Origin of the sequence: Paenibacillus sp. S-38 (genome assembly GCF_049942825.1) — a bacterium.
Taxonomy (GTDB): Bacteria; Bacillota; Bacilli; order Paenibacillales; family NBRC-103111; genus Paenibacillus_G.
This window is the reverse complement of the sequence record NZ_CP187970.1, coordinates 1,399,642-1,424,061: the sequence shown is the minus strand read 5'-3', so window position 1 is coordinate 1,424,061 and position 24,420 is coordinate 1,399,642. Positions and strand designations below refer to the sequence as shown.

Annotated in this window: 16 protein-coding genes and 2 pseudogenes; 4 read left to right on the top strand and 14 right to left on the bottom strand. The window is 59.3% G+C overall.

Annotated elements, in window-relative coordinates; genetic code table 11:
* Window positions 1–724 precede the first annotated feature (724 nt).
* Window positions 725–961 (bottom strand): annotated as a pseudogene (locus ACP26L_RS06710) (AbrB/MazE/SpoVT family DNA-binding domain-containing protein); the annotation flags it as partial.
* A 197-nt stretch (window positions 962–1,158) separates the two neighbouring features.
* On the opposite strand from ACP26L_RS06710, the gene ACP26L_RS06705 reads away from it, so the two are divergent.
* Both ACP26L_RS06705 and ACP26L_RS06700 read left to right on the top strand, forming a co-directional pair.
* Window positions 1,159–1,611, top strand: coding sequence for a PLAT/LH2 domain-containing protein (locus ACP26L_RS06705; protein WP_426451791.1), 453 nt, complete (start codon window positions 1,159–1,161; stop codon window positions 1,609–1,611).
* Window positions 1,612–1,985: 374 nt separating this feature from the next.
* Window positions 1,986–2,096, top strand: a pseudogene (locus ACP26L_RS06700) (carbon storage regulator); the annotation flags it as partial.
* Window positions 2,097–2,587: 491 nt separating this feature from the next.
* Here ACP26L_RS06700 and ACP26L_RS06695 read toward each other — a convergent pair.
* The 7 genes from ACP26L_RS06695 to ACP26L_RS06665 form a co-directional block, all read right to left on the bottom strand.
* Window positions 2,588–3,034 carry a helix-turn-helix domain-containing protein gene (locus ACP26L_RS06695; protein WP_426451790.1) on the bottom strand — a complete coding sequence of 149 codons (447 nt, stop codon included), beginning with the start codon at window positions 3,032–3,034 and terminating at the stop codon, window positions 2,588–2,590.
* 531 nt (window positions 3,035–3,565) lie between these two features.
* Window positions 3,566–4,192, bottom strand: coding sequence for a hypothetical protein (locus ACP26L_RS06690; RefSeq protein WP_426451789.1), 627 nt, complete (start codon window positions 4,190–4,192; stop codon window positions 3,566–3,568).
* 478 nt (window positions 4,193–4,670) lie between these two features.
* On the bottom strand, window positions 4,671–5,414 hold the full coding sequence (locus tag ACP26L_RS06685) for a GTP pyrophosphokinase (RefSeq protein ID WP_426451788.1): 744 nt from the start codon (window positions 5,412–5,414) through the stop codon (window positions 4,671–4,673).
* Between the two features lie 138 nt (window positions 5,415–5,552).
* The gene (locus ACP26L_RS06680; protein WP_426451787.1) at window positions 5,553–8,093 is read right to left on the bottom strand and encodes an Ig-like domain-containing protein; all 2,541 of its coding nucleotides are present in this window, start codon (window positions 8,091–8,093) and stop codon (window positions 5,553–5,555) included.
* A 244-nt stretch (window positions 8,094–8,337) separates the two neighbouring features.
* Complete coding sequence (locus ACP26L_RS06675) at window positions 8,338–10,971, bottom strand: glycosyl hydrolase family 95 catalytic domain-containing protein (protein ID WP_426451786.1); 2,634 nt, start codon at window positions 10,969–10,971, stop codon at window positions 8,338–8,340.
* Between the two features lie 140 nt (window positions 10,972–11,111).
* Window positions 11,112–11,276: a hypothetical protein gene (locus ACP26L_RS06670; protein ID WP_426451785.1), complete on the bottom strand. Its 165-nt coding sequence runs from the start codon at window positions 11,274–11,276 to the stop codon at window positions 11,112–11,114.
* A 74-nt stretch (window positions 11,277–11,350) separates the two neighbouring features.
* A complete protein-coding gene (locus ACP26L_RS06665) occupies window positions 11,351–13,423 on the bottom strand; it encodes a glycoside hydrolase family 65 (protein WP_426451784.1) in 2,073 nt (690 codons plus the stop codon).
* A gap of 185 nt (window positions 13,424–13,608) precedes the next feature.
* On the opposite strand from ACP26L_RS06665, the gene ACP26L_RS06660 reads away from it, so the two are divergent.
* Window positions 13,609–13,752 (top strand): hypothetical protein, encoded by a 144-nt coding sequence (locus ACP26L_RS06660; RefSeq protein ID WP_426451783.1) that lies wholly within the window; start codon window positions 13,609–13,611, stop codon window positions 13,750–13,752.
* A 430-nt stretch (window positions 13,753–14,182) separates the two neighbouring features.
* On the opposite strand, the gene ACP26L_RS06655 is transcribed toward ACP26L_RS06660, so the two are convergent.
* From ACP26L_RS06655 to ACP26L_RS06645, 3 genes are all read right to left on the bottom strand, one after another.
* Window positions 14,183–15,766: an extracellular solute-binding protein gene (locus tag ACP26L_RS06655; protein WP_426451782.1), complete on the bottom strand. Its 1,584-nt coding sequence runs from the start codon at window positions 15,764–15,766 to the stop codon at window positions 14,183–14,185.
* A gap of 130 nt (window positions 15,767–15,896) precedes the next feature.
* Window positions 15,897–16,766 carry a carbohydrate ABC transporter permease gene (locus ACP26L_RS06650; protein WP_426451781.1) on the bottom strand — a complete coding sequence of 290 codons (870 nt, stop codon included), beginning with the start codon at window positions 16,764–16,766 and terminating at the stop codon, window positions 15,897–15,899.
* On the bottom strand, window positions 16,766–17,665 hold the full coding sequence (locus ACP26L_RS06645) for an ABC transporter permease (protein ID WP_426451780.1): 900 nt from the start codon (window positions 17,663–17,665) through the stop codon (window positions 16,766–16,768). The genes ACP26L_RS06650 and ACP26L_RS06645 overlap by 1 nt, the downstream gene beginning before the upstream one ends.
* A 151-nt stretch (window positions 17,666–17,816) precedes the next feature.
* Here ACP26L_RS06645 and ACP26L_RS06640 point away from each other — a divergent pair, with 151 nt between their 5' ends.
* Entirely contained in the window at window positions 17,817–18,029 is a 213-nt protein-coding gene (locus ACP26L_RS06640; protein WP_426451779.1) for a hypothetical protein, read from the top strand.
* A 95-nt stretch (window positions 18,030–18,124) separates the two neighbouring features.
* Here ACP26L_RS06640 and ACP26L_RS06635 read toward each other — a convergent pair whose 3' ends face one another.
* The 3 genes from ACP26L_RS06635 to ACP26L_RS06625 all read right to left on the bottom strand — a co-directional run bounded on the left by ACP26L_RS06635 (window position 18,125) and on the right by ACP26L_RS06625 (window position 24,311).
* A complete protein-coding gene (locus tag ACP26L_RS06635) occupies window positions 18,125–20,425 on the bottom strand; it encodes a helix-turn-helix domain-containing protein (protein WP_426451778.1) in 2,301 nt (766 codons plus the stop codon).
* 274 nt (window positions 20,426–20,699) lie between these two features.
* Complete coding sequence (locus tag ACP26L_RS06630) at window positions 20,700–22,997, bottom strand: glycoside hydrolase family 88/105 protein (protein ID WP_426451777.1); 2,298 nt, start codon at window positions 22,995–22,997, stop codon at window positions 20,700–20,702.
* Between the two features lie 24 nt (window positions 22,998–23,021).
* Window positions 23,022–24,311 (bottom strand): Gfo/Idh/MocA family oxidoreductase, encoded by a 1,290-nt coding sequence (locus tag ACP26L_RS06625; protein ID WP_426451776.1) that lies wholly within the window; start codon window positions 24,309–24,311, stop codon window positions 23,022–23,024.
* Window positions 24,312–24,420: the final 109 nt, after the last annotated feature.

Here is a 24,420-nt window from a genome sequence, read left to right as displayed (position 1 = left end):
CACTGTCATGGTTATCCCTGGCAGTATTTTTATAATTCATTCTTCACCGCAAACACATCCACCTAAGACCATATTTACTGATCAATTACTTAAAATGATCTTTTAGAACGACATAAGAAAAAGCAGACCTCTCTACGAGGGCCTGCTTTTTCTTTGCATCAAAGTGCCATTTTTTTTAATTCGCTTGCTCCTCCATGGAAGGTTCTTTCTTAATTATCTCTTGCCTTTTGTCGTCCCCGCCTACGCTCTCGTACAACTCTTCTAGTGCTACTAAGTATTCAGAAAGTTGCCAATAAGTCATGAGAAAAAAGGCCCTGTAAAGGGCCTTAAAGGGTCTTTTAATAAAGAATCATTAACTTACATTCACCCAGCTAGACAGACGCCTTGTCGTTCAAATGAATCTACAGAGTTCCGTAACACATGTTTAAGCCCTGTTTCGATTCTTCGCCTTTGAGAGTTCATCTTGAAGCTTAAGCAGCTGGTATACCCTTTGTGGAGTAACATCCAAAGCCGCAGATAACTCTTTGTAAGATGCTTTTGGATGCTCAGTAAGGTAAGCCTCAATGCGGGTAAGTTTTTGGAGCGTTGGCCTCTTTAGTTTGATTGACTGCTGGTTAACCTGCTTTTTTTGTTCCATTGAGGTTTCTTCTACGTATGCTGCAGCCGCAACTTCTCCTGCAGCTGTCTCGAGCTCAACCAAGGGTGGGTCTGGATCAGGAAAAGCTTCATGGAGACAATCGGAACAGATCATTTTACCCTTGAAGTATTTCAAATCATCATTAGACCCTTCGCAAAAAAAACATGACTGTCCTATATATCGCTTCAGGTATATCCTGTTCTCATCCGTGTAAATTTCAAGGGATGTCCCTTCGTTGATTAGCATTGCACGCCGCATTTCGATAGGAAACACGATCCTCCCTAATTCATCAACCAAACGTACGATACCTGATTGACGTTTCATCACCTCACCTCCAGAAGATTAGAATACTTGCTAATTTTAGCACATTATTACTCCAAATAAAAAACACTTCCCTGCCTCTACACTATCGAAAATGTGTGATATTTCACAGAATGGTGTCGTAGACATATTACGCCATTATATGGTATATTTCTTCTCGGAATACTATTATTCCAATTTAATACAAAGGTGGAATTTAGATGAAAAAGAGACTTCTCCGTGTACTGTCTACTGTATTAGCTGTTCCAATGATCGTAGGTGCTCTCGCTGCACCGGCTTCTGCTGCTACCAAAGGCTATACTGTTTACGTTCAAACAGCGAACGTAGATAATGCAGGAACTGATTCCAACATTAAGATTAAGATCCTTGGTGCTAACGGCAGTCTTGGTCCCACGCCGCTGGACAACCCCGGCGTAAATGACTTCGAACAAGGCGCTTACGAGAAATTCCCTACCATCTCCTCGCCAGACTTGGGAAATTTGAGCTCGCTCATACTATATAGCGACGGGTCTGGCAGCAAGTCAGGTTATCTGGTTGATTATGTAAAAGTGTATGCGGACGGGGTTCATGTGGGTACATTCCGTCCAAAAGCTAATGAATGGCTGGGTGAAGTTGCACTTACATCGGATTCAATCACTTTGGTTAAACTATAAAGTTCAAATAATCCAGAATTACTGGAGAGTATACAAAAAGGAGCCCAGAAATGGGCTCCTTTTTCGCAATTCGTGCCGTAGATGGATGATTACAGATAGAAAGTGCCTTGTCGTTGTATATGTGTCCACATGTTAAGCTCCGTTTCGTTTCTTTGCTTTGGATAGTTTATCTGGAAGCTTATGCAGCAGATAACCTTTGTCGGGTATCATCCAGAGCCTCAAGTAAGGCCCTATAAGACGCCTGGGATGCTCAGTAAGGTAGCCTCCACGCGGGCAAGCTTAGCTGCCTTAGGGGCAAGCCCTTCCCCTTTGATGTGGTATAATCATGATTATCTTCTAAGCACCCATCCGAAGAAGCTGAAAGAGGTGTATCTATGCTTGTGCTTTCACGCAAGGTAAATGAATCCATCATGATTGGTGAAGAGATCGAAATCATCGTGGTTGGAGTAGACGGAGACACAGCAAAGATCGGTATAAGGGTCCCATGCTCCAGAAAGTAAAAAGAACCGTTCTGCTGAGAATGGTTCTTTTTTATTAACACGTGTTAATTCTGCTTAACATTCATGTAGGCCACGATTTAATTTCGCTCTAAATTCTATGGTCTGGACCGGCCGACACTAGCGCTTTTTATTATTAATCCTCTCATCTTCATAGTGATATTTCGGATAAGCCTCTGTGGTAAAATGAGGGCATAGCGCGTAGAATAAAAAGAGCAGGGGCGGCCACCCCTTCCCTCAGTACTTGTTTTTGAGCGCACCATCCGTTAGTTAGCGCACAGCAAACATAGAAATGACCGTCCGGACCGTAAACTCATTAGGTCGGTCATTTCCGTTTGCCGGCATCGGTCATAAAAAGCACCCCACCGAAGTGGAGGCGCTTTTTAGGGATAGTAGGGTAGTATCTTTATCACTGGTGAATAGGAGTGCTTTTACAAACGCATTACTGTCCCACTGGACCCGGATAATCGTATCTGTTTTCATTCTTCGTCTATACCACTCCCAGCAGGATCGTCAAACTCTACTGCAGCATCACCAATAAGCTGCTTTCTTGTTTGCAACACCCTATCTCGGAGGGAAACACGTTCCTTAAACTGATCTTTGGGAATACGGTATCCCTTTTGGGAAAAGGGCCCTTTATGGGCTTTGATCTTACCGGTGTGAATCCATTTATAAATGGCTTGCTCAGAATAATTGAATCGCTTGGCAACCTCAGCTACCGAATAACATCCATCGTTCACTTTTGCTACTAACACAGGAGACTTGGAATATCCAACCCGTTTGGCCTTGGCCTTACCTAAGTTCTGAATAAGTGTATGAAGCTCTTCAGCCGTTAAAGCAACGGTAACACCCTGTCCAGTCTCCTTAGCTTTCTGTTCAAGCTGGTTCAGCTTTTCTTTAAGCTCACGCTCGGCCACCTTAACCATTTGCATGACCTCCTATCCTATATTTATATTATACCACGTCATTTAACTTTTTATACACGTTTTTAACTTTTTAAACCAATAAATCAACAATCGAATGCCGGTGCCTAACAAGACTTCTCGTTGATTGAACACAGGTTGGATATGTCAGGTCTGATACTTGCTCATTTTCGAAACGTCATACATTTATTCCATTCCCAACAATTGCCGCGGTGCGGCCACTTGTCTGCTGCAGGTGAGGCACTTGCCTATTCCTGGCTACACAAACTGATTAAATTGTGCTTTTGAGGATCCTTCTTACTAAACATGTGTTAAGATTTTTATTCTTCTTCATTCGAGCAAGGGAAATAGACAAGCTGAAGGTTACAATTGGGACACATAGGGGGTCTACCTTGTTTCCTGATATCCTTCAGTGTCTCATTGGCTGCTAACAAACTTGTGGCTGGCATGACAAATGTATTGTGTCCGCATACCACACAACATAAGGAAATACCGTACTTTACCCCCATAAATCTAACTCCTTCAGCAGACGTATTACTTGCGGAATTTTCTCTCCTTTTTATCAAATACATCTATAAACTGTTTCCATGCTTCTTCTGCGGTATCGCAGTTGTATGTATAGTTTGCTAGTCTACATGGAAACCACATACTATCGGGATCCTCCAAACCATTCGAAAGGGCAACAAACACAGGTTTACCTATTCCTACAGCATAGCCAATCTCCGCTATCGTACCGTAAGCATCATGACTATCTATCCAGGCAAACAAAACAGAAGAGGAGTATATGCCATTCAAACATTTATTCAACACAGTGTATCGAGTTTGCCTGGCAGGTTCTTGTCCATTATATTCATCAATCCCACCTCGACAGCCAGTACTTACTAAGCCCCTTCCATGACTATTTTCCCCATGATAACAGCCATGATCACACTTGATAAAATATGGTCCGCAATAATGAAATCCATCTACCTTGCTCATTTCAAATCCGTTTTCCGCATACCTTAGGTCTGTAAATATTTGATGTCTCCAGTCATTCTTACCGATCTTACCTGCCATATAGACCAACAACTTCCCCATTAAAACCGCGGCGCTATCCTTGGGGTCCCCCACATGGGTTAACTTCGCTCCTCCCCGCCACAGCTTGTCTTTGGTACGGACCACCGTATAATGCTCCACCTTCCAGGTCGGGCTCTGCCCGCCGAAAGTTTGAACCTGGACTGTTTGCTCGCCCTTCCGGGATATCGTATGTATAGAGAACGTTGGATCCACCCGGAGACACAGAGTAGGCCGAAGGTGACGGTATTGGTCAGAACCAATAGGATGAGCAGCAGGGTAATCAGCCGTTGATTGATTTTCATTCCCTCCTCTTTTCTTCCCTGCAACCCCCCACAATTCTTCTCTCACTTCTTATCCATCAGGAAACTGACCACGGTTCTAAGGTAGATCCTGGCATCGTGGTCACTCGGGACACGGGACCTGAAATGGCAGAGCAAGCTGTTTCAGGGCAGCAATGAATGCCTGACCAAGTACATCCTGCGACGGCTGCTGCAAAACAAAAAACGATGCTCGCCATAACGGCTAACATCGTTTCGCTCTCTTTTTATCGGATGGCACTCTAGTACGGCCGCCCACGAGGTCACTACTCCGTCCCCTCGTCCGCCAGCCTCAGCAGCGCCTCCGGAATGGGCAGCCCCTTCCCTCCGGTCAGCTGCCCCAGCAGATTTGGCTCGGCCGAAGCCTCGTCGGCGGATTTGATCGCTTCGATTTCCTTATGCAGCTTCTCCATCTTCCGGTCCAGGGCCGTCGCGGAATCGGCGGCGTCCTTCAGCTCTTCGAGCAGACGCGGCGGCACGGAGCCGTCGTATTTGTAGAAGATTTTGTGCTCCAGGCTCGCCCAGAAGTCCATCGCGATTGTCCGGATCTGCACTTCCACATACACGGGCTCCTGCCTGTCCGACATGAACACCGGCACCTGAACCAGCAGGTGGAGGCTGCGGTAGCCGTTCGGCTTCGGATTCTTAATGTAATCCTTGATCTCCACGACATGGAGGTCGGATTGATTCTGGAGCATCTCGCTGATCCAGTAAATATCTTCAACGAAGGAGCAGGTGATGCGCAGCCCCGCGATATCCCGGATCGTTTCTTTGATGCTTGCGAGCGATTCCCCTCCCCCTTTGCGGTTCAGCTTCTCCAGGATGCTCTCCGGCGATTTGATGCGGGATTTGGTATGCTCGATCGGGTTGTATTCATGCAGAAAATGAAATTCCTCATTGAGAATATCGATCTTGGTCTCAAGCTCCTCCAGAGCAAACTTGTACATCATCATGAAGCGCGTCACTTTATTGCGGATATGGCGCAGTTGGTCGATCTGTCTCTTTTCCATGGCTGTTCTCCCCTCCGAAGGATGCCCTTAGGGTTTCCTCCATTGGAAGATAATATAGCGTACGGTCCGCATGGCGGCAAGCTCAAAAAAAGCGCTGCCCCCTTCACAGGGACAGCGCCTTCCATCCGGTACATCCGGTTACAAATCCTCCGGCACTCCGTCATCCGATGAAGCTCCCGAAGCTTCCGTTCCCGCCGCGGTGTCAACGGAGCTTTCCTCCACCCGGACGGAAGCGGTGCGCGGATCCCAGTTCAGGACCAGCACCTTCGGTTCGGCCGGGTTGCCGTCCCTATCCACGGCCTGCAGAGTGAACTTGTTCGGCCCCGGATAGAGCTTCACATCCGCCGTGAAGCGCAGGGAGGCATCCACCTTCGCCGCCCGGTTGTTCACACTCACGTTCGCCGGCTCGCTCACCGATCCCGACAGCCGGTACACGGCCGAGGTCACCGTTCCCGATCCATAGACCGATGCATTCACCGTGCCGCTCTGCTGGTCCGGACGGATCTCCGGAAGCCCGGCCAAGCTCACCTGGCGGAACACCGACGTATTGTAATTGTCGATGAGGTTGTTCTCCTCGGCAGCTTCGGCCGCCAGACCGATGTACACCTCATTCATGCCCGGGAACGAAGCCGAGGAGACAAGCCTCCAGTCCGTGCCGTTCTGCGAAATGTAGCCTTCGACCGTATCGCCGTTCTTGGCCAGCTTCACATAATACGGCGTATGGAGCGCCACGATCGGCGGCGTCTCAGCCAGAGGCTGCCCCGCTTCCCCGCGGTGATAGAACACGCCGACATACGCCTCCCCGCGGACGGACAAGGCCATCATGGCCTCCCGCGCCAAGGGCTCCAGGCTCTCGCGGATGAGGACGCCCGCCCGGTTATGCGGCGTCGTGTTCGTCAGCGTGTCGATCCGGGCTACGATCTCGCCGCTGCCTTTGAGCTTGCGGTAAGCGGTATGGAAGGAATCGTTCTCCCGCCAGTTGCCCGCCCCCTTGACCGTGATGCTGTCCCCGCTGACCGACACGTGGCCGCGGATCCCCGGCTCCCCCACATCCTTGGAGATCCAAGGGTAGGTTGATCCCTTCGTATTCACATGAAGCGGAACGGTCGAGGAGTCCGTCGCGTAGCCGCTGCGGTCCACCGCTTTGGCCCTGAGGAAATAACTGCCGTCCTTCAGGTTCTTCCACTCGAAGCTGTACGGAGCGGAGGTATCCTCCCCTAGGAGCACATCGTTCGCATAAAACTGCACCTTGGCGACCGCACCGTCCCCATCCCGCGCTTCAGCCCTCAGGGTTACGCTGCCGCCCGTCTCGGCAAGCCGATTGATCGACGGCGAAGTCAGCCGGACGACCGGGTTCCGGTCTCCTTTCCAAACGATGGAGTTCAGGTACCGTTCAAGATGCGTATACCCACCCGGCGTCTGCGTACCATTACGGTCCGCGTCATCCGCCGGATTCAGCCCTTCGGCGGTCTCCCAGACGTCCGGCATGCCATCATGGTCGGTATCTGCAGGTGCCGGCGCGCTCTTGAGCTCAGGCCAACCGCCCACCTCCGACTGCGAGTTGATCTGCCGGCCGGTCCGGTCCCGCACATCGGCCGTCAGCCGCGCATCCACGCTGTCGCGTTTGGGCAGCACCGAACCCGCCTGCTCCAGCACGAGACGGTAAGCTTCCTCCGCCGAATGCGTCGTGACAGGGTACGCCGGGATCGGCTCGGAGACGCGCTCTTTGCCCGCATCCAGCGCCACCCCGAGCCAGTTATCCGCCGTCACATCAGGGAACGAATCCACATAGTTGCCGTCCACATACACCTTGCCGTTCGCACCGGTCAGCTCGTACAGGTTGGTCCGCTCGGAGATCGCCGTATCCGGACCATACTTATAGTAATTATTGATCATATTCACGTCCGCATGATCGCCGCCGTAGGACGTCTGGTAATTCCAGTTGTAGATGACGTTGTTGCGGAAATCTAGTGTTTTGCTCTCCGTCAGCGTGCCCTTGTAGCGTGCGTTCCGGCTGGCGTTATGGATGAGCAGGTTGTGGTGATACGTGGAATTGCCCGCCCCCCAGAGGCCGCCGAAGCCATGCCGCCCTTTCTGGTGCCTGGACATGTGCAGCGCCTCTCCCGCGATAGACCACTGAACCGTGACGTTGCGGTTCTCGTAGGGCGAGAGCACCTCGTCGATCGCCCACGTGAACGAGCAGTGGTCGATGATGATGTTCGCATGCTTGCGGATCGACATCGCATCCTCCTCGGCCAGTACGACGTCACCGGGACGGAACCGCAGGTAGCGGAAAATGATGTTATCCGCATCGACAATGACGGGATAATGGTTGATTGAGATCCCATCGCCCGGCGCGCTCTGTCCGGCGAAGGTGAGGTTCGGGCTGCGGACGATGAGCTTCGACTTCAGGTTGATGTTCCCCGACACGCGGAAGACGATCGTGCGGTTGCCCTGCGAGACGGCATCCCGCAGGGAGCCTGGGCCCGAATCGTTCAGATTCGTGACCTCATACACGGTGCCGCCGCGTCCGCCGGTCGTGTACATGCCGCCTCCTTCCGCGCCGGGAAAAGCGGGAAGCGCCTCCTCCGCCGCAGCGGACGGGGGGATGGAGCCCAGCAGCAGCGAAGGAACCAGCAGGGCCGCAAGCAGCCGCTTCTTTCCTTGTCTCTTCCTCATTCATTCATCATCTCCTTGGGATAAAATGGGCCCGTGAACAGGTGTCCCATTGGAGCGGGGCGGACACCGTCTCAATGGACCGGCTTGCTTCGGTCAACGCCTGATCCGGTGCAGTCGGTCCCGGATCACCTCCTTTCCCAGGCGGAGCAGCGGGCGGGCCCGGAGAAGCCGCTGAAGCGGACAGGCGGCATACATTCCCATCAAAATCCACCTACATTCACACCAAGGCCTTACCTGCTCTACATTACTTTCCAAGCCCCGCCTTCGCCGTAAACCTCAGCGTACTGCCTGCCGCCAGCCGGACGGGGAGGGCCGGACCGGTGCAGCCGGCCGCCCAGTCGCCCCCTTCGGCTTCTACCGCCGCCAAGCGGAACCCCGGCGGCAGCGTGAGCAGCAGGTCCGTCGGCCGGGCAGCCGCCAGCTCGGCTTCGAGCTGCCCCTGCTGCAGATCCCAGGCGAAGGTGACGCGGCCGGTCTCGAACCGCAGCTCCCGAACGCTCCCCCGCGTCCAGGAAGCGGGCAGGGCCGGCAGCAGCTTCAAGCGCCCTGGCGCAGCCAGGAGCAGCATCTCCTGCACGGCGGATACCCAGCCGAGGTTGGCGTCCATCTGGACCGGCGCCCGGCCGTAGGATAAGCTCACGCCCATATGCCGCCAGTCGTTGTGCACGGTATAGAGATTATCCTGCAGGCAGGAGCGGGCCAGCATGGACAGACAATCCAGCGCCTGCTCTCCTTCCTCCATCCGGGCGTAAATATTGGCAAGATGGGCCCACGACCAGGCGGTCTGGTCTCCGACCCCGACGACCTGCCGCCGGCGCACCGCCTCGGCGAAGGCTTCGAACAGCGCCGGATCGCTGTCCCGCGTGACTTCATAAGCCGGGAACACGGGATAAATATGCGAGATATGCCGGTGCCGGTAGCGGTCCTTGAAATCGGGATGAAGCCACTCCCGGACGGCCCCCTCCTCGTTACCTTCATAAGCGGGAATCCGCTCCAGCAGCTGCCTCCACCGCAGGACCGCTTCCGGCCCGACCTCCTCTGCGTCCTCCACGGCCTCCAGAAGATCCGTGAGCAGCTCCTTCAGGATCGCGAAGTCGAGCAGCGCATTGACCGCCGTCGGCATGGCATGGGCCATCGCCCCGAAGGTGCCTTCTTCGGAGATATAATTGCCCGGCGTATTCTCCGGCGACACGGACGGATACGAGAGGAGCTTCCCGTCCTCCCCCTCCACCAGGAAGTCCTCATAGAACAGCGCCGCTTCCCTCATGAAAGGAAGCGCCCGCGTACGGAGGAATTCCAGGTCGCCGGTAAACCGGTAGTATTCAAAGAAGTGGCGGGCCAGCCACCCCGCCGCCCCCGTCCAGTGCATAATCACCGGCACGGTCTGGAACGGCTCGGCCATCCCCGGCGTCGTCCCGGCAGGGATGAAGATACCCCGGCAGCCGTACAGCTTCCTCGCGTTGTCCCGAAAGATCTCCAGGCGGGATTCGTAATAGTCCAGCATGGGCAGGATCAGCTCGGAGAGGCCGCCGGAGGCCGCGTGCCAGTACATCATCTGCACATTCTCGTTGGCCATATAGTGGCTCCAGACCGCCTTGTAATCGCCGCCCCACAGGCCGTACAGGCCAAACGGAAGCCCGCCCGGACGGGTCCCCGAGATAAACAGGTAGCGGCCGTAAGCCCACATCAGCTCCGCCAGCCCCTGGGTCAGCCCGCCGTCGTACACCTCCTGAAGCATCTCATCCGTGCAGGTGAAGTCCGCCTCCTCCCCCTCCCCGCCCAGCTGCAGGTCCGCAGAGCGCATCAGCGGCCCGTGCAGCGCCGTATGGCGGTCGAGCAGTTCGCCGTACGTGGAAGCCACTGCCTCAAGCTCCGCTTCGAGCCTCGACCAATCCTCCGAGCGGCCGCCTCCGGCAAAAAGCTTCACCAGAATCAGCACCCTGCCGGCGCCCGCAACAGACAGACGGCCCTGAGCATGACTCAGCGTCCCCCCGGAAGGCACCACCCGCAGCACTGCGCCGAAATCCCGCCCGTCGTCATTGCGGGCAGCATACCGGAGGAAGCCGCCCTCCGCCGTGATCTCCAACGACTCGGACACATAGGTGGGAATGTCCGCCCGGCTGGCCGTCCCCTTCTCATGCGGCTGGAGGAGCAGGTCCACATCCACGCTCCCTCCCCGGGCCCCCAGCTCATAGACGATAACATCGTCCCGGCGGGAGACGAACAGCTTCCGTTCGTACGCCGCTTCTCCCTCCTCCCAGCTGACGGTCACTTCTCCCGTCTCCAGGTCCAGCTCCCGGCGGTAGCGGCGGAAGCCGGCCCGGGCCGTACGCAGCACCTTCAGGTCCGCCAGCGGCAGCGGCGTCTCGCGGACCGGCTCGTATCCGGCCTCGCGGAGCCGGCCCTCCAGCAGCCCGTTCGCTTCGCGGTAGGAACCGTCGTCCATCAGGCGCCTGATCTCGGCCAGCGTGCCGCTGACCTCCGGCAGCTCCTGCTTCGTGCCTCCGGTCCACAGCTGCGCGTGGGTCAGGAGCACCGTTTCGCTGCCGATAGCCCCGTGCACGGCAGCGCCGATCAGGCCATTGCCGGAAGGCAGCGCCTCGCGCCACAGCTGGCCCCACCACGACGCCGGCCTCCGCAGGACCAGCCTGCGCCGGTTCCGGCCGCCGTAGGTCGGCTCGCCGACCTCTTTACCGGCGTGCCCGTCAAGTAATGTCGTCATGACGCCCGCCTCCTCTTCAGCTGACTTGCTCTCCGGCCCGAAGGCTTCGGCGTGCCCGGCTGCAGCAGTCCCGCGACAGGCCCACGGTCTGCCGCTCCGGACCGGGCGGCAGCCAAGCCCCCGCTTCCAGTCGCTCCATATGCCGATTCTTCTCATGGTTACCTCCCGCCTTTCGGCCGGCCGGCAGCACTGTGAAGGCCTCGGGCGGCCGGCGGGCTTCCCTCCTCTGCCGGCAGCTTCGAGTGCATAGGAATACCTCCACCCCGCCTGCACGCCGTTCTGCAGTGAAGGGAGCCTCAGGGGCAGTGCTCCTTGACCGGCCTGCCCCGCTGTTCACCTTCTTCAGACACGTACTTGCCCGACTGAAGCTCTCTTCCGCGCATCCCCTCAGATCGCGCCGGCTGATTCATCCCGCTCACCCCGAGGATACCGCGGATCGGATCGCCGTCCGCCGGGCGCACGAGGGCCGCACCTCTTCATCCGAAGGACCTTACACTTGCCTTCTTGCCCTACGTTGTCCCCTCCGCCTTACGGCTTACAGCCAAGGGTTCAGCCCCTCGGCCCGCACGGTCCAGCTGCCGTCCTGCGGGAAGCCGGGCGCATGCCCTTCCGGCCCGCCCTGCCAGCCTCCAGCCATCAGGGCGACGGCCGCCAGCAGCCCGCCGTTGCCCGGCAGGTAGGCGGTCAGCCCCGGCCTCTGGTAGTTGTGGCCGCTGGGCAGGTAGGTGTTCTTGACCTCCTCCTTCAGGAGCAGGTCGACGGCCAAGGCGCCCTCTCCGAGCCGGGCGGCGGTCATCGCCGCCATCGGGAAGTCCCAGCCCCAGGACGTCTCCCACCGCCAGCTCTCAAGCACCCGGCCAAGCGTAGCCCGCATCACGTCGGGCTTCACGAGCCTGCCGGGCAGCAGGCCCAGCGCCCCGAGCATCGAGGGATGATCCGTGTTGAAGGCGGTATAGGTGTCCGGGCAGCGCTCATGCGCCAGGTACACGCCGTCCTTCTCCGGCAGCGCCGCGAGGTGACGGCACACGCGCTGCCAGCGGTCCGGCACCGGCCGCCCGATCCGCTCGGCCCAGCGGATCGCGGTCTCCAGCCCGTGATGCCAGTATTCCAGCTCATAGGCCGGGTTCCGGCAGCCCGCGGGCTTGTGGTTCTCCTGCGCCGGGATCACCGGCGGCCCGAGCACATACAGGCCTTCCGCCTCGTCCCAGGCGGCGAAGGAGGCCATGAACTCCGCGGACTCCAGCACGATGTCCGCGAAGCGTTCCAGGGTCTCCGCGGTCGGATCGGCCTGATAGGCCAGCTCCGCGAACACGATCGGGTGCGGCTGCTGCCAGATCAGCAGTGCCGCGATCGGCGACGGGCTCTGGTTCCCCTCGGGACCGACCATCTTCGGCCACCTCGCTCCGGTGTAGCCCTGCGAGGCCGCCAGCGCCTTGGCCTTGGGCAGGATCTCGCGGTACCAGTCCATGCTGCGCAGCAGCAGCTCCGTGCGGCCCCACAGCGGAAAATGCACCGCATGCCACCAGTGCATCTCGAGATGCGGCTTGCCGAACCAGCTGTTGTAGAGCAGCCCGGTTTCCTGAGGAGGCACGGAGCCCGCCGAGTGGATCGCGGTCAGGAACTGCGAGAGCACGATGCGCCGCTCCAGCTCCAGAGCGCGGGGATCCCGGCTGTCCGCCAGCTCCACAGCCGCCCCCTCCTGCCAGAAGCGCTCCCAGTGGCGGCGGCTCGCCTCCAAGGTGCCGATGACACCGGCAAGCTCCGGCGGCTGCCGGTCCTGCGGAGCGAACGAGAGCGTGAGCTCCAGCCGCCCGCCGGGAATGACGCCCCGCACAGCGTACGCATGGGGCTCCTCTTCACGCGCCAGCTCTCCCTCCGAGAGCCGGAGCAGCGCCCCGTACCCGTCCACATCCATCGTCCGCCGGATGAGGAAGCTGCCGCCGCTGAGCCTCTCCAGCTCGCTGCGGTGCTCCTCCGGCCCGCCCCAGTGCAGCCCCGTCGTCTTGTCCCAGGCCTGTGAGGTGACTCCCGGGGCGGGGAACCGGAGAGAGAGCCCCAGCCGGCCCTCCGCGAGCAGCGGGCTCTCCACCGTCACCCCGATCCCGTCCAGCTCCGGGTGGCAGACGGTCTGCACCGCCACCGGCACGCCGTCCGCGCGGAACCGGCTTGTCAGAACGCCGGTCCACAGGTCCAGCGTCTGCTCCGCGTCCGTGATGTCTTCCGGCGTCATCCGCCCGCCGTTCTCTTGCAGGAGCAGCAGACCCAGCTGGCCGAGCTGCAGCCGGTGCGGGTTCTGCCTCAGCCAGTGATACGCTTCCTCCCGGTCCTCGGCATGCACCGGATACCCGCCGAGACCCGTGGCTTCATCACGGTACTGCAGCCGGACATCGTCCAGCGTCCAGACCTCCCGTCCTCCCGTAGAGTGCCAGCCCCACTGGGACTGGGTGCCGAGCGGCACCTCGTACGCTTCCGGAAACGTCTGAAGCCCCGTCAGGTCCGCCGTGAATGCGAACTCCCCGTTGCCGACGGACAGCGGCGAGAGTGGCACAACCTCCCGGATCACCGGATTGTGCCGGCCGACCAATGCCTTGCGATCGATTATTGACATAGCTCCTCCTTCTAAGAACAACGCCTGTCGGCGCTCATTAAGATTACTCTCACTAATCTCCCTCCGGTTTGCCCTGAAATTGATGTGCAGCTGTACTGCCTGTACCGCTGGGAGGCGGCGGGCCGGCTGTTTTTCAACCTATCCTGGCAGAATCCCTACCTCAACGCGGTCCATGCGGGACAGAGATGCGGGGAGTATGCCTGCCGGACGGATGGTTTCAGCTGCAGCCGCTGCAGGCGGAACCGAACTGCTATTTGCCTCAGGCGGCCGCGATCCGCGACCAGCAGTTCGAGCCGGAAGGTATACGGTTCAGCCTCCGCCTCCGGTGACCGATCGTTTTAAAATAGCGGAAGTGAAGTATCTTATTGAGGGTTTTTCCGGCATTTCCAGGAAAATAGCGGAGCTCAAATTCCTTATTAGGGAAAAACGGGCCTGGAAACCACCCCCAATCCTACAATAGCGCATCTGAGTTCCTTTATTTCTGGTGGGAACCATCGAAAAGTGGAAATAACGCACCGTGCTTCCGCTATTTTCATAGATGGCTTGCGCGCCAGCAGAATCGAGCCCTGAAGAGATCTAAAATGGATAATATTTAAGACAAACGGCTTCGCCCTCCTATATGGACGGCAAGCGCAGAGGGAGCCTGCTCCAACCGGTCCCCTGCTGCGCTGCGCATCGTCACCCTGCTGCTTCCATCCGTAATCCTGGAAGTCCTTTTTCTACTCTCAAACTCGCTCCACCGGGGATTCCTCCCCTCCGTCACTGCGACTGCTTCTGAAACTGCTCGACCCGGCCGTACCATTCCTGTACGCGTTTGGTGACCGCGTCCCCGCCGGACGACTTCCACTTCTCCACGAACTCGTCGAATTTCTCCAGCGGCCATTCGCCGATGATGATCTTCGCCACGTACTGCTGGAACAGCTTGTGCGACTGGATGTCCGGGAAGCCCTCATAGACGGAGGAGCTCATCCCGTCCCCGGCGATCCGGCGCGCCTGCGAGATGCCGACATCGAAGATGTCCATGACCATCTTCACCTGGTCGGCCGGATACGTCTGCTCGATCCGCTTCTGCATCGTATCCTTCGTGTTGAAGTTCTGCATACCCAGTGCGATCGGACGGTCCTCCGACTCCGGCAGGAGCCTTTTGACACCATCCACCACTTCGTGCTGCTGGCCTTCGATCCCGAAACGGACGAATTCCTCGTTCTCCGGATTGTAGAAGAAATCGAGCAGCTTGAGCGCATTCGGCGCGTTCTTCTCGGAGGCCGTCGGGATCATCCATTCGACCTCGCCCATGGACTTCTGCGTGACGAAGCCCGTGAAGCCCTCCACCTTCGGCAGCGGCATACCGGCCACATAGGCGTCCGGCGCCGTCTTTTTCATTGCCGCATATTTGTCCTTGAGCGAAGCGGGCAGATGGTACCAGTGGCCGACCAGGTTGTTGTTGATCTTCGCCTGCCACACCTCGCCCTTGTTCAGGAACGTCTCGTTGTCGAGCAGCTTCTCCTTGTACATGTCGCGGATCATGGAGATCGCCGCCTTCATGTTCGGCGTGATGCCCGCATACTGGATCTTGCCGTCATAGATGTCCCACTCCGGGTTGCCCTCCCACATCGCGACGCCGTACATCCCGAACAGGTGGTCCATCCACTTCCCGAGCTCGCGCCCTGTCGTCGGCAGCTCATCCGCTTTGCCGTTGCCGTTCGGGTCCTTATCCCGCATCGCCCGCATCATCTCGAAGTACTGCTCCTTCGTCTGCGGCATCGATAGGCCGAGCTTATCCAGCCAGTCCTTGCGGATCATCGGAACCCGCTCGGGAATCGTGTACACCTTCGGGACAAAATAGATCTTCCCATCCGGCGAAGCCGCCCGCACGATGTCCCACGCTTCCTCCGGGATCAGCTTCCACACGTTCGGCGCATATTTCGGCAGCAGGTCGTCGAGCGGCAGCGCGCCCCCCTGCTGGATCAGCGTCTGCTCCACGCCGCCGATAGGCCGCAGAATATCCGGCAGATCGTCGGAGGCGATCATCACGTTGAGCGTCTCTGCCGGGTCGGAGCCGGGTGCGGAGGTCATGAGCTGATACTCGACGCCTGTCCGGTCCGCAATATATTTGATGTGCTCGTTGCTCCCTTCGGGAATTTTCCCTTTGCCCAGGTGGCTCTTGAACACGCGGACCTTCACCGGCTTGCCGTCCTGCCCCGCTTCCGCAGCCCCTTGATCCGCTCCCTTGTCGGAGCTGCAGCCCGCCGCCAGCGCCGCCGCCAGCACAACGGCGAGACCCGGCCGGGCCGCCGCACCGTAACTCCGCTTTTTGCCTTTTTCCACAGCCATTTTTGCCATCCCCTGCCATCCCCCTTTTCATGTTCAACCTTTGATCGACCGGATTGATGTTCACCTTTTGATCGACCCGACTGATTTTCGTCCTTTAATCAAACGCCTGAGCTCTCCCTTTCATCAAACCGACAGATGTTCACCCTTTGATCGATCCGATCAGCGCTCCCTTAATGAAGTACTTCTGCAGATAAGGATACACGAGCAGGATCGGTACCGCTGCAAAAATAATCGTCGCTGCATGCAGCGTCGCCGCGTTGTAATCGAACGTGCCCAACATTTGGCTCGTCGTGATAAGCTCTTCGTTGCTCATGAGATACTCCCGCAGCTTCATCTGCAGCGGCCACAGGTCCGGATTGCGGATGAAGAGCACCGCCCGCTGGAATGTGTTCCAGTAGCCGACGGCATAGAAGAGGCTGACCGTGGCTAGCACCGGCTTCGAGAGCGGCAGACAGATCTGGAACAGGATGCGAAGATCGTTGCAGCCGTCCATGCGGGCCGAATCGTCGAGCTCGGGCGGGAGCTCCATGAGGAAAGTGCGAATGATGATCATGTTGAAGGTCCCGATGAGACCCGGAATAATGTAAGCCCAGAACGAGTTCAGCATCCCGAGCTCCTTCACGGTAAGGAAGAACGGTATGAGCGGCGCGTTGAAAATCATCGTGATCACGATGCCCAGCATCACGGCCTTGCGGAGAAGGAATGCCCGCTGGGCCAGCGGATAGGCGGTAAGTACCGTGAAGAGCATACTCATGGCCGTGCCCACGGCCGTGATCATCACGGTGACCCAGAAGGCCCGCCACAGGTCATCCTTGTTCAGGATGTAGTCCCAGGAGGCCAGGGTAAAATCCACCGGAAGCAGGAGCACCTGCTTCGCATCGGCGGCATAAGGCGAGCTGAGCGATACCGCCAGCAGGTGAATCAGCGGCAGCACCATCGACAGTGAGGCGGCCGCGAGGAAAATGTAATTGAGCGGCTTGAACAGCTTTTCTCCCCAGGTCTCTGTCATCACCACAACCCCTGTTCCGATTTTCTCGCTAATCTGTTAAAGATCCACAATAAGAGGAACCCAATGACCGATTGGAACAAGCCGATCGCCGTCGTTACGCTGTACTGCGCCTGCAGCACCCCGGCTCTGTACACGTATGTCTCAATGATATCCCCGACAGAATAGGTCATCGGCGTCAGCAGGTTGAATACCTGGTCGAAGCCTAGTTCCAGGAAATTGCCGATCCGCAGCAGGAACAGCACGAGAATCGTGGGCATCAGCGACGGCAGCGTGATGTAGATCGTCTGCTTCCATTTGTTCGCCCCGTCGACGACCGCCGCCTCATAGAGGTGCGGGTTGATGCCGGCGAGCGCCGCCAGATAGATGATCGTGCCCCAGCCGACCTCCTTCCAGATCCCCGAGATGACGACGATCGAGCGGAACAGCGACTCCTCCTGCATGAACAGGATCGGGGAGAGCCCGAACCAGCCCCGGATCATGTTCGCAATCCCCTGGGCGGACAGCAGCTCGAAGACAATACCGCCGACCACCACCCACGACAGGAAGTGAGGGAGGTAGAACAGGCTCTGGAAGAGCTTCTTCGCCAGCGCCAGCCGCACTTCGTTGAAGAGGAGCGCGAGCAGGATCGGCGCCGGGAACCCGAACACGAGATGATACATCGCCAGGAGCAGTGTATTGCGTAGGACATTGTAGAAATCCGGGTATGCAAAAATGAACTTGAAATTATCCAGCCCCACCCAGGGGCTGTCCCAGATCCCGCGCATGATCTGGTACTTCTGGAACGCGATGATGCTTCCCGCCACGGGCACGTATTTGAATACGATATAGTAGGCAATGCCCGGGAGGATCATGAGATAGAGCATCCAATGCTTCTTGGCATTCTGCCAATACTTGGCCAATCGTCACACCGCCTTTCTTCTGAACGGAGTCCATAGTAGGAATGGGATTGGCCTCATCGTACCCGGCAGGGCGGGCCGTGGCAATCGATCATTCCGTTATCCCGTGCGCCGAACCGGGATGGCGCCCCGTTCTGAAGGATCGGTTGGTCCCGTGGCCGTTCGGTTGATTCTGTCTGCGGCTTCGACCGCCGGGGGATGGCCGCGCAAAAGAAGCGGTCAGGCTGCGGGCGGGCTGCCTTGGCCTAGCGGCGCTTCGCCGCGGGGACAGCCGTGCCGCGTTTGCGCCGGCCCTTCGCTGTGGGGACCGCTGTGCCACGCCCGGGCGGCGCTTCGCTGCGAAGACAGCCGTGCCACACTTGGATAGCTGGCACGCCTGCACCAAAAAGCCCCCTTGGAGCGAAAATGAATTCCGCTCCAAGGGGACTCTGCCCTGCCTCTATTGACCTTGCCGCCTGCCCGCTATTCGGCTGCCGGCGCGGCTTTGGCTTTCATCAGCTCCCGGTATTTGCCCGGCGTGATGTCCTTATACTTGCGGAACACCCGGATGAAGCTGTTCTCATGCTGGTAGCCGACCATCGAGGCGATATCCGCAATCTTGCTCGGCGTCTGCAGCAGCAGCTCCCCGGCCCGCTCTACCCGCAGCGCCGTCAGGTAATCATGGATCGTCTCGCCGGTTTCCTGCTTGAAGAGCTGGGAGGCCAGGGAGATCGAGATGCCGGCCGCCGCCGCAATGTCCTGCACGCCGACGTTGTCGCCGAGATGCTGTCTCATGTATTCGATCATGCCCTGCACCTGCAGATACTCCTTGCTGCGGGCCGTACGGGCAAAGCTTTCCGCCAGCTCGCGGATCTCTACAGCCATGGCTTCGCCGATCTCGCTCAGCGGCATCGTTTCGCCGTACGAGGCCTCCCTCGCTTCCACTGCGCCGCCGTGCTCCTTCACGCGGGAGATCCCGTTCAGTCTTCGCTTCAAGGCAATCACATAGGAGAGGGCGGCGGCCGGCGCCGATTGCGATGCTTCGAGCTCCCGCCGGACCCGCTCCCACAGGCAGAGCGCATGGTCTGCAGCCCCTGCCTCCACCGCGTCCGCAAGCCCTCCGATCAGCGATTCGGAGGGCAGACTGCCTGCTCCGGCGCCACGTTGAAGCGTTTCATCATACGTGATGACGCTCCCGCATCCGAGATACAGCCTGTAGGAAAGGGCCGTCTCCGCCTCCTGCATGGCCCTTTGCAGCGAACCGGCATCCGGACTGGGCCGGCTGATGCCTGCCGAGATGCTGAAGCTCAGCAGGCGCCGGATCGTCTCCTCCGCCTCCCGCAGCTCCTGCTCCGGCCCCTCTGCCGCAGGCTCCCGCGGCTGAAGCAGCAGCGCCATCCGGTCCTGGCCGAGGTCCAGGCATACGGTCCGCCACTTCGCAGCGAACAGCTCCTCCGTAATATTCGCGAGGGCGTACTTCAGGAGCAGGTGATCGTGGTCGGGGTAACGGCGTCCCCACTCCCCGTACCGGTCGATAGAGAGCACGGCGAGGGTCAGCGGCCCCTCCTCCCAATCCCGGAAATAGCACGCCCACTTATGCGTCCATTCCTTGGAGGAGCGGATCTGCCCGGCGAGCGCTTCCTTCACGAACTTCGAGGCGGCCTCCGGCATCGTCTGCCGGATGAGCTGCGACAGCTTGTCGTGATCGCTGAGCAGCCGGCCGGTCACCTGCTCGAGGTCGTTGAGGTCCGGAGATACGCCTTCCTTCTTGTATGCATGCAGCATGGAACGCATGCGCCGGACAGGCTGGAATGCCACGGAATTAATGTGGACAATCGTCCAAGCGCCGAGCAGCAGCGCACCGGCCGCCACAAGAAGAACGACGTCGCGGATCTTCTCCGTCTTCGCCAGCAGCTCGTCCTGGGAGACGAGCGAGACGAATTCCCACTGCGTGAGCTCGGAACGGGTATGCGACAGGAGCAGCCGGCCTTCCTTGTAAGCCAGCTCGCCGAAGTGGTCCCCTCCGAGGTCCTGCAGCGCGCCGAGCACCGTACCGGTATCCACGCCAAGATCCTCCGCCCCCGCAGCAAACACGAGCTTACCCGCCGAATCGAAAATAAACTGCGGACTCTTCAGGCTCGATACCTCACTGCCCGTCATCTGGGAGAACAACGCATTCGGGTTGAAGTTCACTGCAATCAGGCCTTCGCTCTGTCCCGCGATCTTGATCGTGCGGTACAGGGTCACCTGGTCACGGCCGGAATGGCTCGTACCTTCCGGAAGCTTGCGGCTTGCGATCATCATCGGGCGGTCGCCCATCGCTTCGGCTTCCTTGACCCAACTGTTGTCCGGGAACGTCTCAGGACGCGAGCTGTATCCGTCCGGGTAGCCGATGAAGCTCTGCCGCTCCTTGTCATATATATGGATGCTGTCAAGGTAAGGGGAGTTCAGGAACAGCGCATCAAGCACCCCATAGAGCTGCGTCGTCGGACCATAAGCCCCCTGGTCGGTTGTCGTGAGGAATTCCCTCACCGCCGGGTGCAAAGAGACCTTGACCGCCAGCCGATTCGCCTCATCCACCTGTTTGTCGATATAGCTCATCCCTATCCTCAGCTTGAGGTGCTGGGGCTCACTGAGCTCACTCTGCAGCACGGACTTCGAGGTATAGTAGGAAGCGAGTCCCACCGTGAAGATGATCAAAGAAACCGAAAGCGTCATAATCAGCACCAGCCGGGTTTGGGTATTGCGCCAATTGCCCTTGAGCCACTCCTGGAATCTGGACATCCCGTCACCTCCCGTGTGTATTGTAAGCGCACTCTTTTTTATATTCGACTAAGCGGGTGCCAATTCCTACCTTGACTGGCCGTTCCCATGAAAAAACAGACAGCCGCCGGGCTTCAGGCGGACTGTCTGCCTTATTCGGTTCTTCCGGTATCCCCGCGAGGACGAAAGCATCGCTCAGCTGGCGAACCGTGGAGGCCATCGCCGCTCAGGTCCCTGGATGCCTTGCCGCGGAGGCGGGCAGGGTTCCTGCCCTTCCCGCCTCACTCCCCGGCGTCTATCGCTTACCCGCCGCCTCAGCCGGCTGTGTCCCGGACGCCAGATGCGCCTGCAGGCGCAGCGTCTCGATCCCCGCCAGCAGGACGATGCCGATGCCATGCGTATCGTTGAGCAGCCAGGACAGACGTTCCTTATAATACAGCGCCGAGTAGGAATAACCCGAGCCGCGGCACACGCCGTACACATTGCCCTGCTTGTCGATACAGGTACGGGTGAGCCCGTCGAACCCCCGGCGCACCGCCTGCACATAAGGAGCCGGATCGGGCAGCCAGCCGAAGCGGACGCCGCGGGCGAAGGCGTAGATGAACATCGAAGTGCAGGAGGCCTCCGGGTATGACTGCGGATCCGTCAGCACCTGGTGCCACAAGCCGTTCTCATCCTGCAGCGCCGCGTACCCGGAGCACAGCTCCCGGTAGAAGCTCAGGATCTCGCCGCGCTTCGCATGCCCTTCCGGCATCGTCTCGAGCAGCTCGGTCAGCGAGAAGAGCACCCAGCCGTTGCCGCGGCCCCAAGGTACCGTATTGGGCTTGCCGAAGCGCAGGTTATACACATGGTGCATGATGCGGCGCTCCGGCATGAACAGCAGCTCCTTGTACCGCAAAAACTGGTTCGCCGCATCCGTCAGATAAGCTTCGTCGCCCGTCAGCTCGTAGTACCGGCACAGGAACGGAGTGCTCATGTACAGATCGTCGCACCACACAGTACCGTGCATGAGCTGGCTGTGCCCCCGCCGGCGGTACAACATTCCGTTCGGCAGACGGTCCTGCTCCCGGGTGATGTACTCGGCGATCCGGTCCGCCGCCCACCGGGCACCCGGCATTTCCCTCTCCCGAGCTGCCCTCAGCAGCGTGGCTCCGAAGGAACCGCAGTCATCCAGCGAGTCGATCAGCGCGAGCTGGTGATTCGTTCCCGGTCCGCCATAATGCTGCGCATCCCATCGGGAGTACTCCCCAAGCCGGGTGCACTGTCCGATATGATCGGCCGCATAGTCGATATAATCCGCACGGCCAAGCTCTTTGCCGGTCTGGAGGATGCCGTAGAGCGTCACCCCGAGCGGATAATTCCACCGGCCGAACAGCGTGTTCTCCAGGTACGGCCGCACCCATCCCCCCGGCTGGTCCACCCGCCAGTAGACCCGGTCCTCGCCCTCGCCGAACAGCGTATCCATGCTTGGCACCTCGCTGAGGGAAGGCGCAATCCCCTTCGCGAAGGGCCCGAGATACAGCCATAGGTCTTCGCCCATTCCCTTCACGGGATAAGGCTTCGCCCACCGCACGTCCTTCGTCTCGCCGAAGGGCTCGAAGTCAAAGCTCCAGGGGGCGCCTTCGTCCGGACATTCACTGCGGACCACGAAGTCATGGCTGCCGACCGGCACCTGCAGCGTCTCAGCCAAAGCCCCGGCTCCGCCGCTGCCGCCTTCCGCCGGAGTCTCATACACAAGCCGGCCCCCAAGGTACAAGGCGCAGCGGCCGGCTAGGCGGCCCTTCAGCGTGACCTCGGCCGGCGCAGCGCCCCGGTTCTCCAGCTTCGCCCACGCGAAGGCGAGCTTCCCTGGCGCCGTCCCGCCCAGCACCCGGGCGAAGCGGCCGCGCTGCGCCGCCTCCGCGTCCCAGGTCCTCTCCGGCAGCCACCGGACCGGGGAGCCGCTCTCCTGCGCCAGCGATTCGATGCGGAACGCCTCGCTTTCCGGCGCCCCCATCGGCTCGACGCCCGAGAGCTCCGCCTCTGCCGGCCTCACCCCGTACCACCTGGCCGCCTGAGGCTCGCTGTAGACCCACCCTTCCTGCCCTTCCCTCTCCCGTGTCGGAGCCAGGAAGTGCAGCGGCGCCGCCTTGATCAGCCCGGTGCCGAAGCGGCCTCCGCAGCCGGTGGCAGCGCTCATGAACTCGAGCACCACGTGATTCCAGCCCCGGCGCAGCGGCGCCTTGAACTCCGCCGTCTGCTCGGGCAGCACATCATCCCGCTGGTTCGACTGGAACACCCAGCCGTCATTCACGAACACCCGGACCGGGCCGTAGCACGAGATCCGAAGGGACTGCTCCCCCTCCTGCTCGCCCCACAGCTTAGCCCAGGCATACACGAAGAGTCCGTCCTCCAGCTCCCCGAACCTCTCCGCCAGGTTCATCTCGTAGCGGTACTCCGCGTCCCTCAAGAACCCGCCTCTGTTGAACACTCGGTACACCGGCGGCAGCTTCGGGTTCGCCCCGATATAGCGGTTCACCACCGCCGTCAGCATGTCCTCCGTCCGTCCGGCTGCGCGTACGGCGATCGATTCGTGCTCCTCCACGTAAGCCATATCCGTTCCCGCTCCCTTCGCGTTTTAGATTCGTACCAGATCGTCGACCCGCACCGGCAGCCCTGTCCGGATCGACCGGTTGGCCGCGATGCCGGTCAGGATGGATCTTGCCCCATCCACATGGTCTGCCGCCCGCCGGAACGGGTCTACCGCCGGCTCGCCGAACAGGTCGTTCAGCAGGGCGGGATCCCCGCCGCCGTGGCCGCCCGCGGCGAGCTCCACCTCCACCTCGTACGGCTGCCCGAACATCGGGAACACGCGGATCGAACGGCTCTTCACTGCGCCCTCCTGCGCTTTGTCTCCGCCGGAGTTCACATATGATTTTTCGCCGACCGACATCTCGATGCGCCCCTTGCTCCCGTTGAAGGCAATCCGGTACCCTTCCCAGGGCAGGTAAGCGTTCAGGGAATACGTCAGGATCGCGTTATTCTTGTACCGCACCATGACGCCCATCGTGTCCTCGATGGAGATGCCGTCCCCGAACACGCTCTGGTCGCGCCGGTACCCGTCCTCGTGCTCCGCATCCAGGTACATCGCCTTCAGATTCTCGTTGCGGTCGAGATGCAGGGCGAACGGATCGTCCTCTGCCAGCGGATTGCCGGTAGCCCGGTCGTAGAACCGGGTCTCGCCCCGCCGCTCCGCATTCTCCTTACCGTAGAAGAGCAGGTCACCTAAGGCGAACACCGTATCCGGCCGCGACCCGATCCAGAAGTTCACGAGATCGAAGTGGTGTGTCGACTTGTGCACAAGCAGCCCGCCGCTGTTGCGCTTGTCCCGGTGCCAGCGCCGGAAATAATCCGCACCGTGCTTATGGTTTAGCAGCCACTCGAAATGCACCGAATGAACATCACCGATCGTGCCGCCTGCGATCAGCTCGCGCGCCTTCGTGTGGTGCGGCGCATACCGGTAGTTGAACGTCACGCGCACCCGGCGGCCCGTCCGTTCCACCGCGTCCAGGATCGCCTGGCATTTGTCCTCATCCACGGTCATCGGCTTCTCCGTAATGACATCGCAGCCGAGCTCCATCGCCCGGATAATATAGGTATGATGCGTACGGTCCACGGTGGTCACGATGACCGTATCCGGCTTCACCTCGCGAATCATCCGGTCGAAGTCTTCCGCCTTGTACGCCGGAACGGCTGCCGCGCCGTACACTTCCGTAAGACGCTTGTTGGCATAGTTCATCCGTGTCTGGTTCGTGTCGCAGAAGGCCAGCAGCTCCGACGTCTCCTTGAACTGCGCCGCAATCGCGGACCAATAAAATTCCGCCCGTCCTCCGGATCCTACCAGCACATACGTTTTTTTCGTACCCATAACTCCAGTTCCTCCCCCAGTTGCACCGGCTGCCGCGCGTCCTAAGACCCCGGCTCCGGTGTTCTTCTCGGGCTTATCGTACCGCGGTGCCCTGTGCTCCACAATCGCC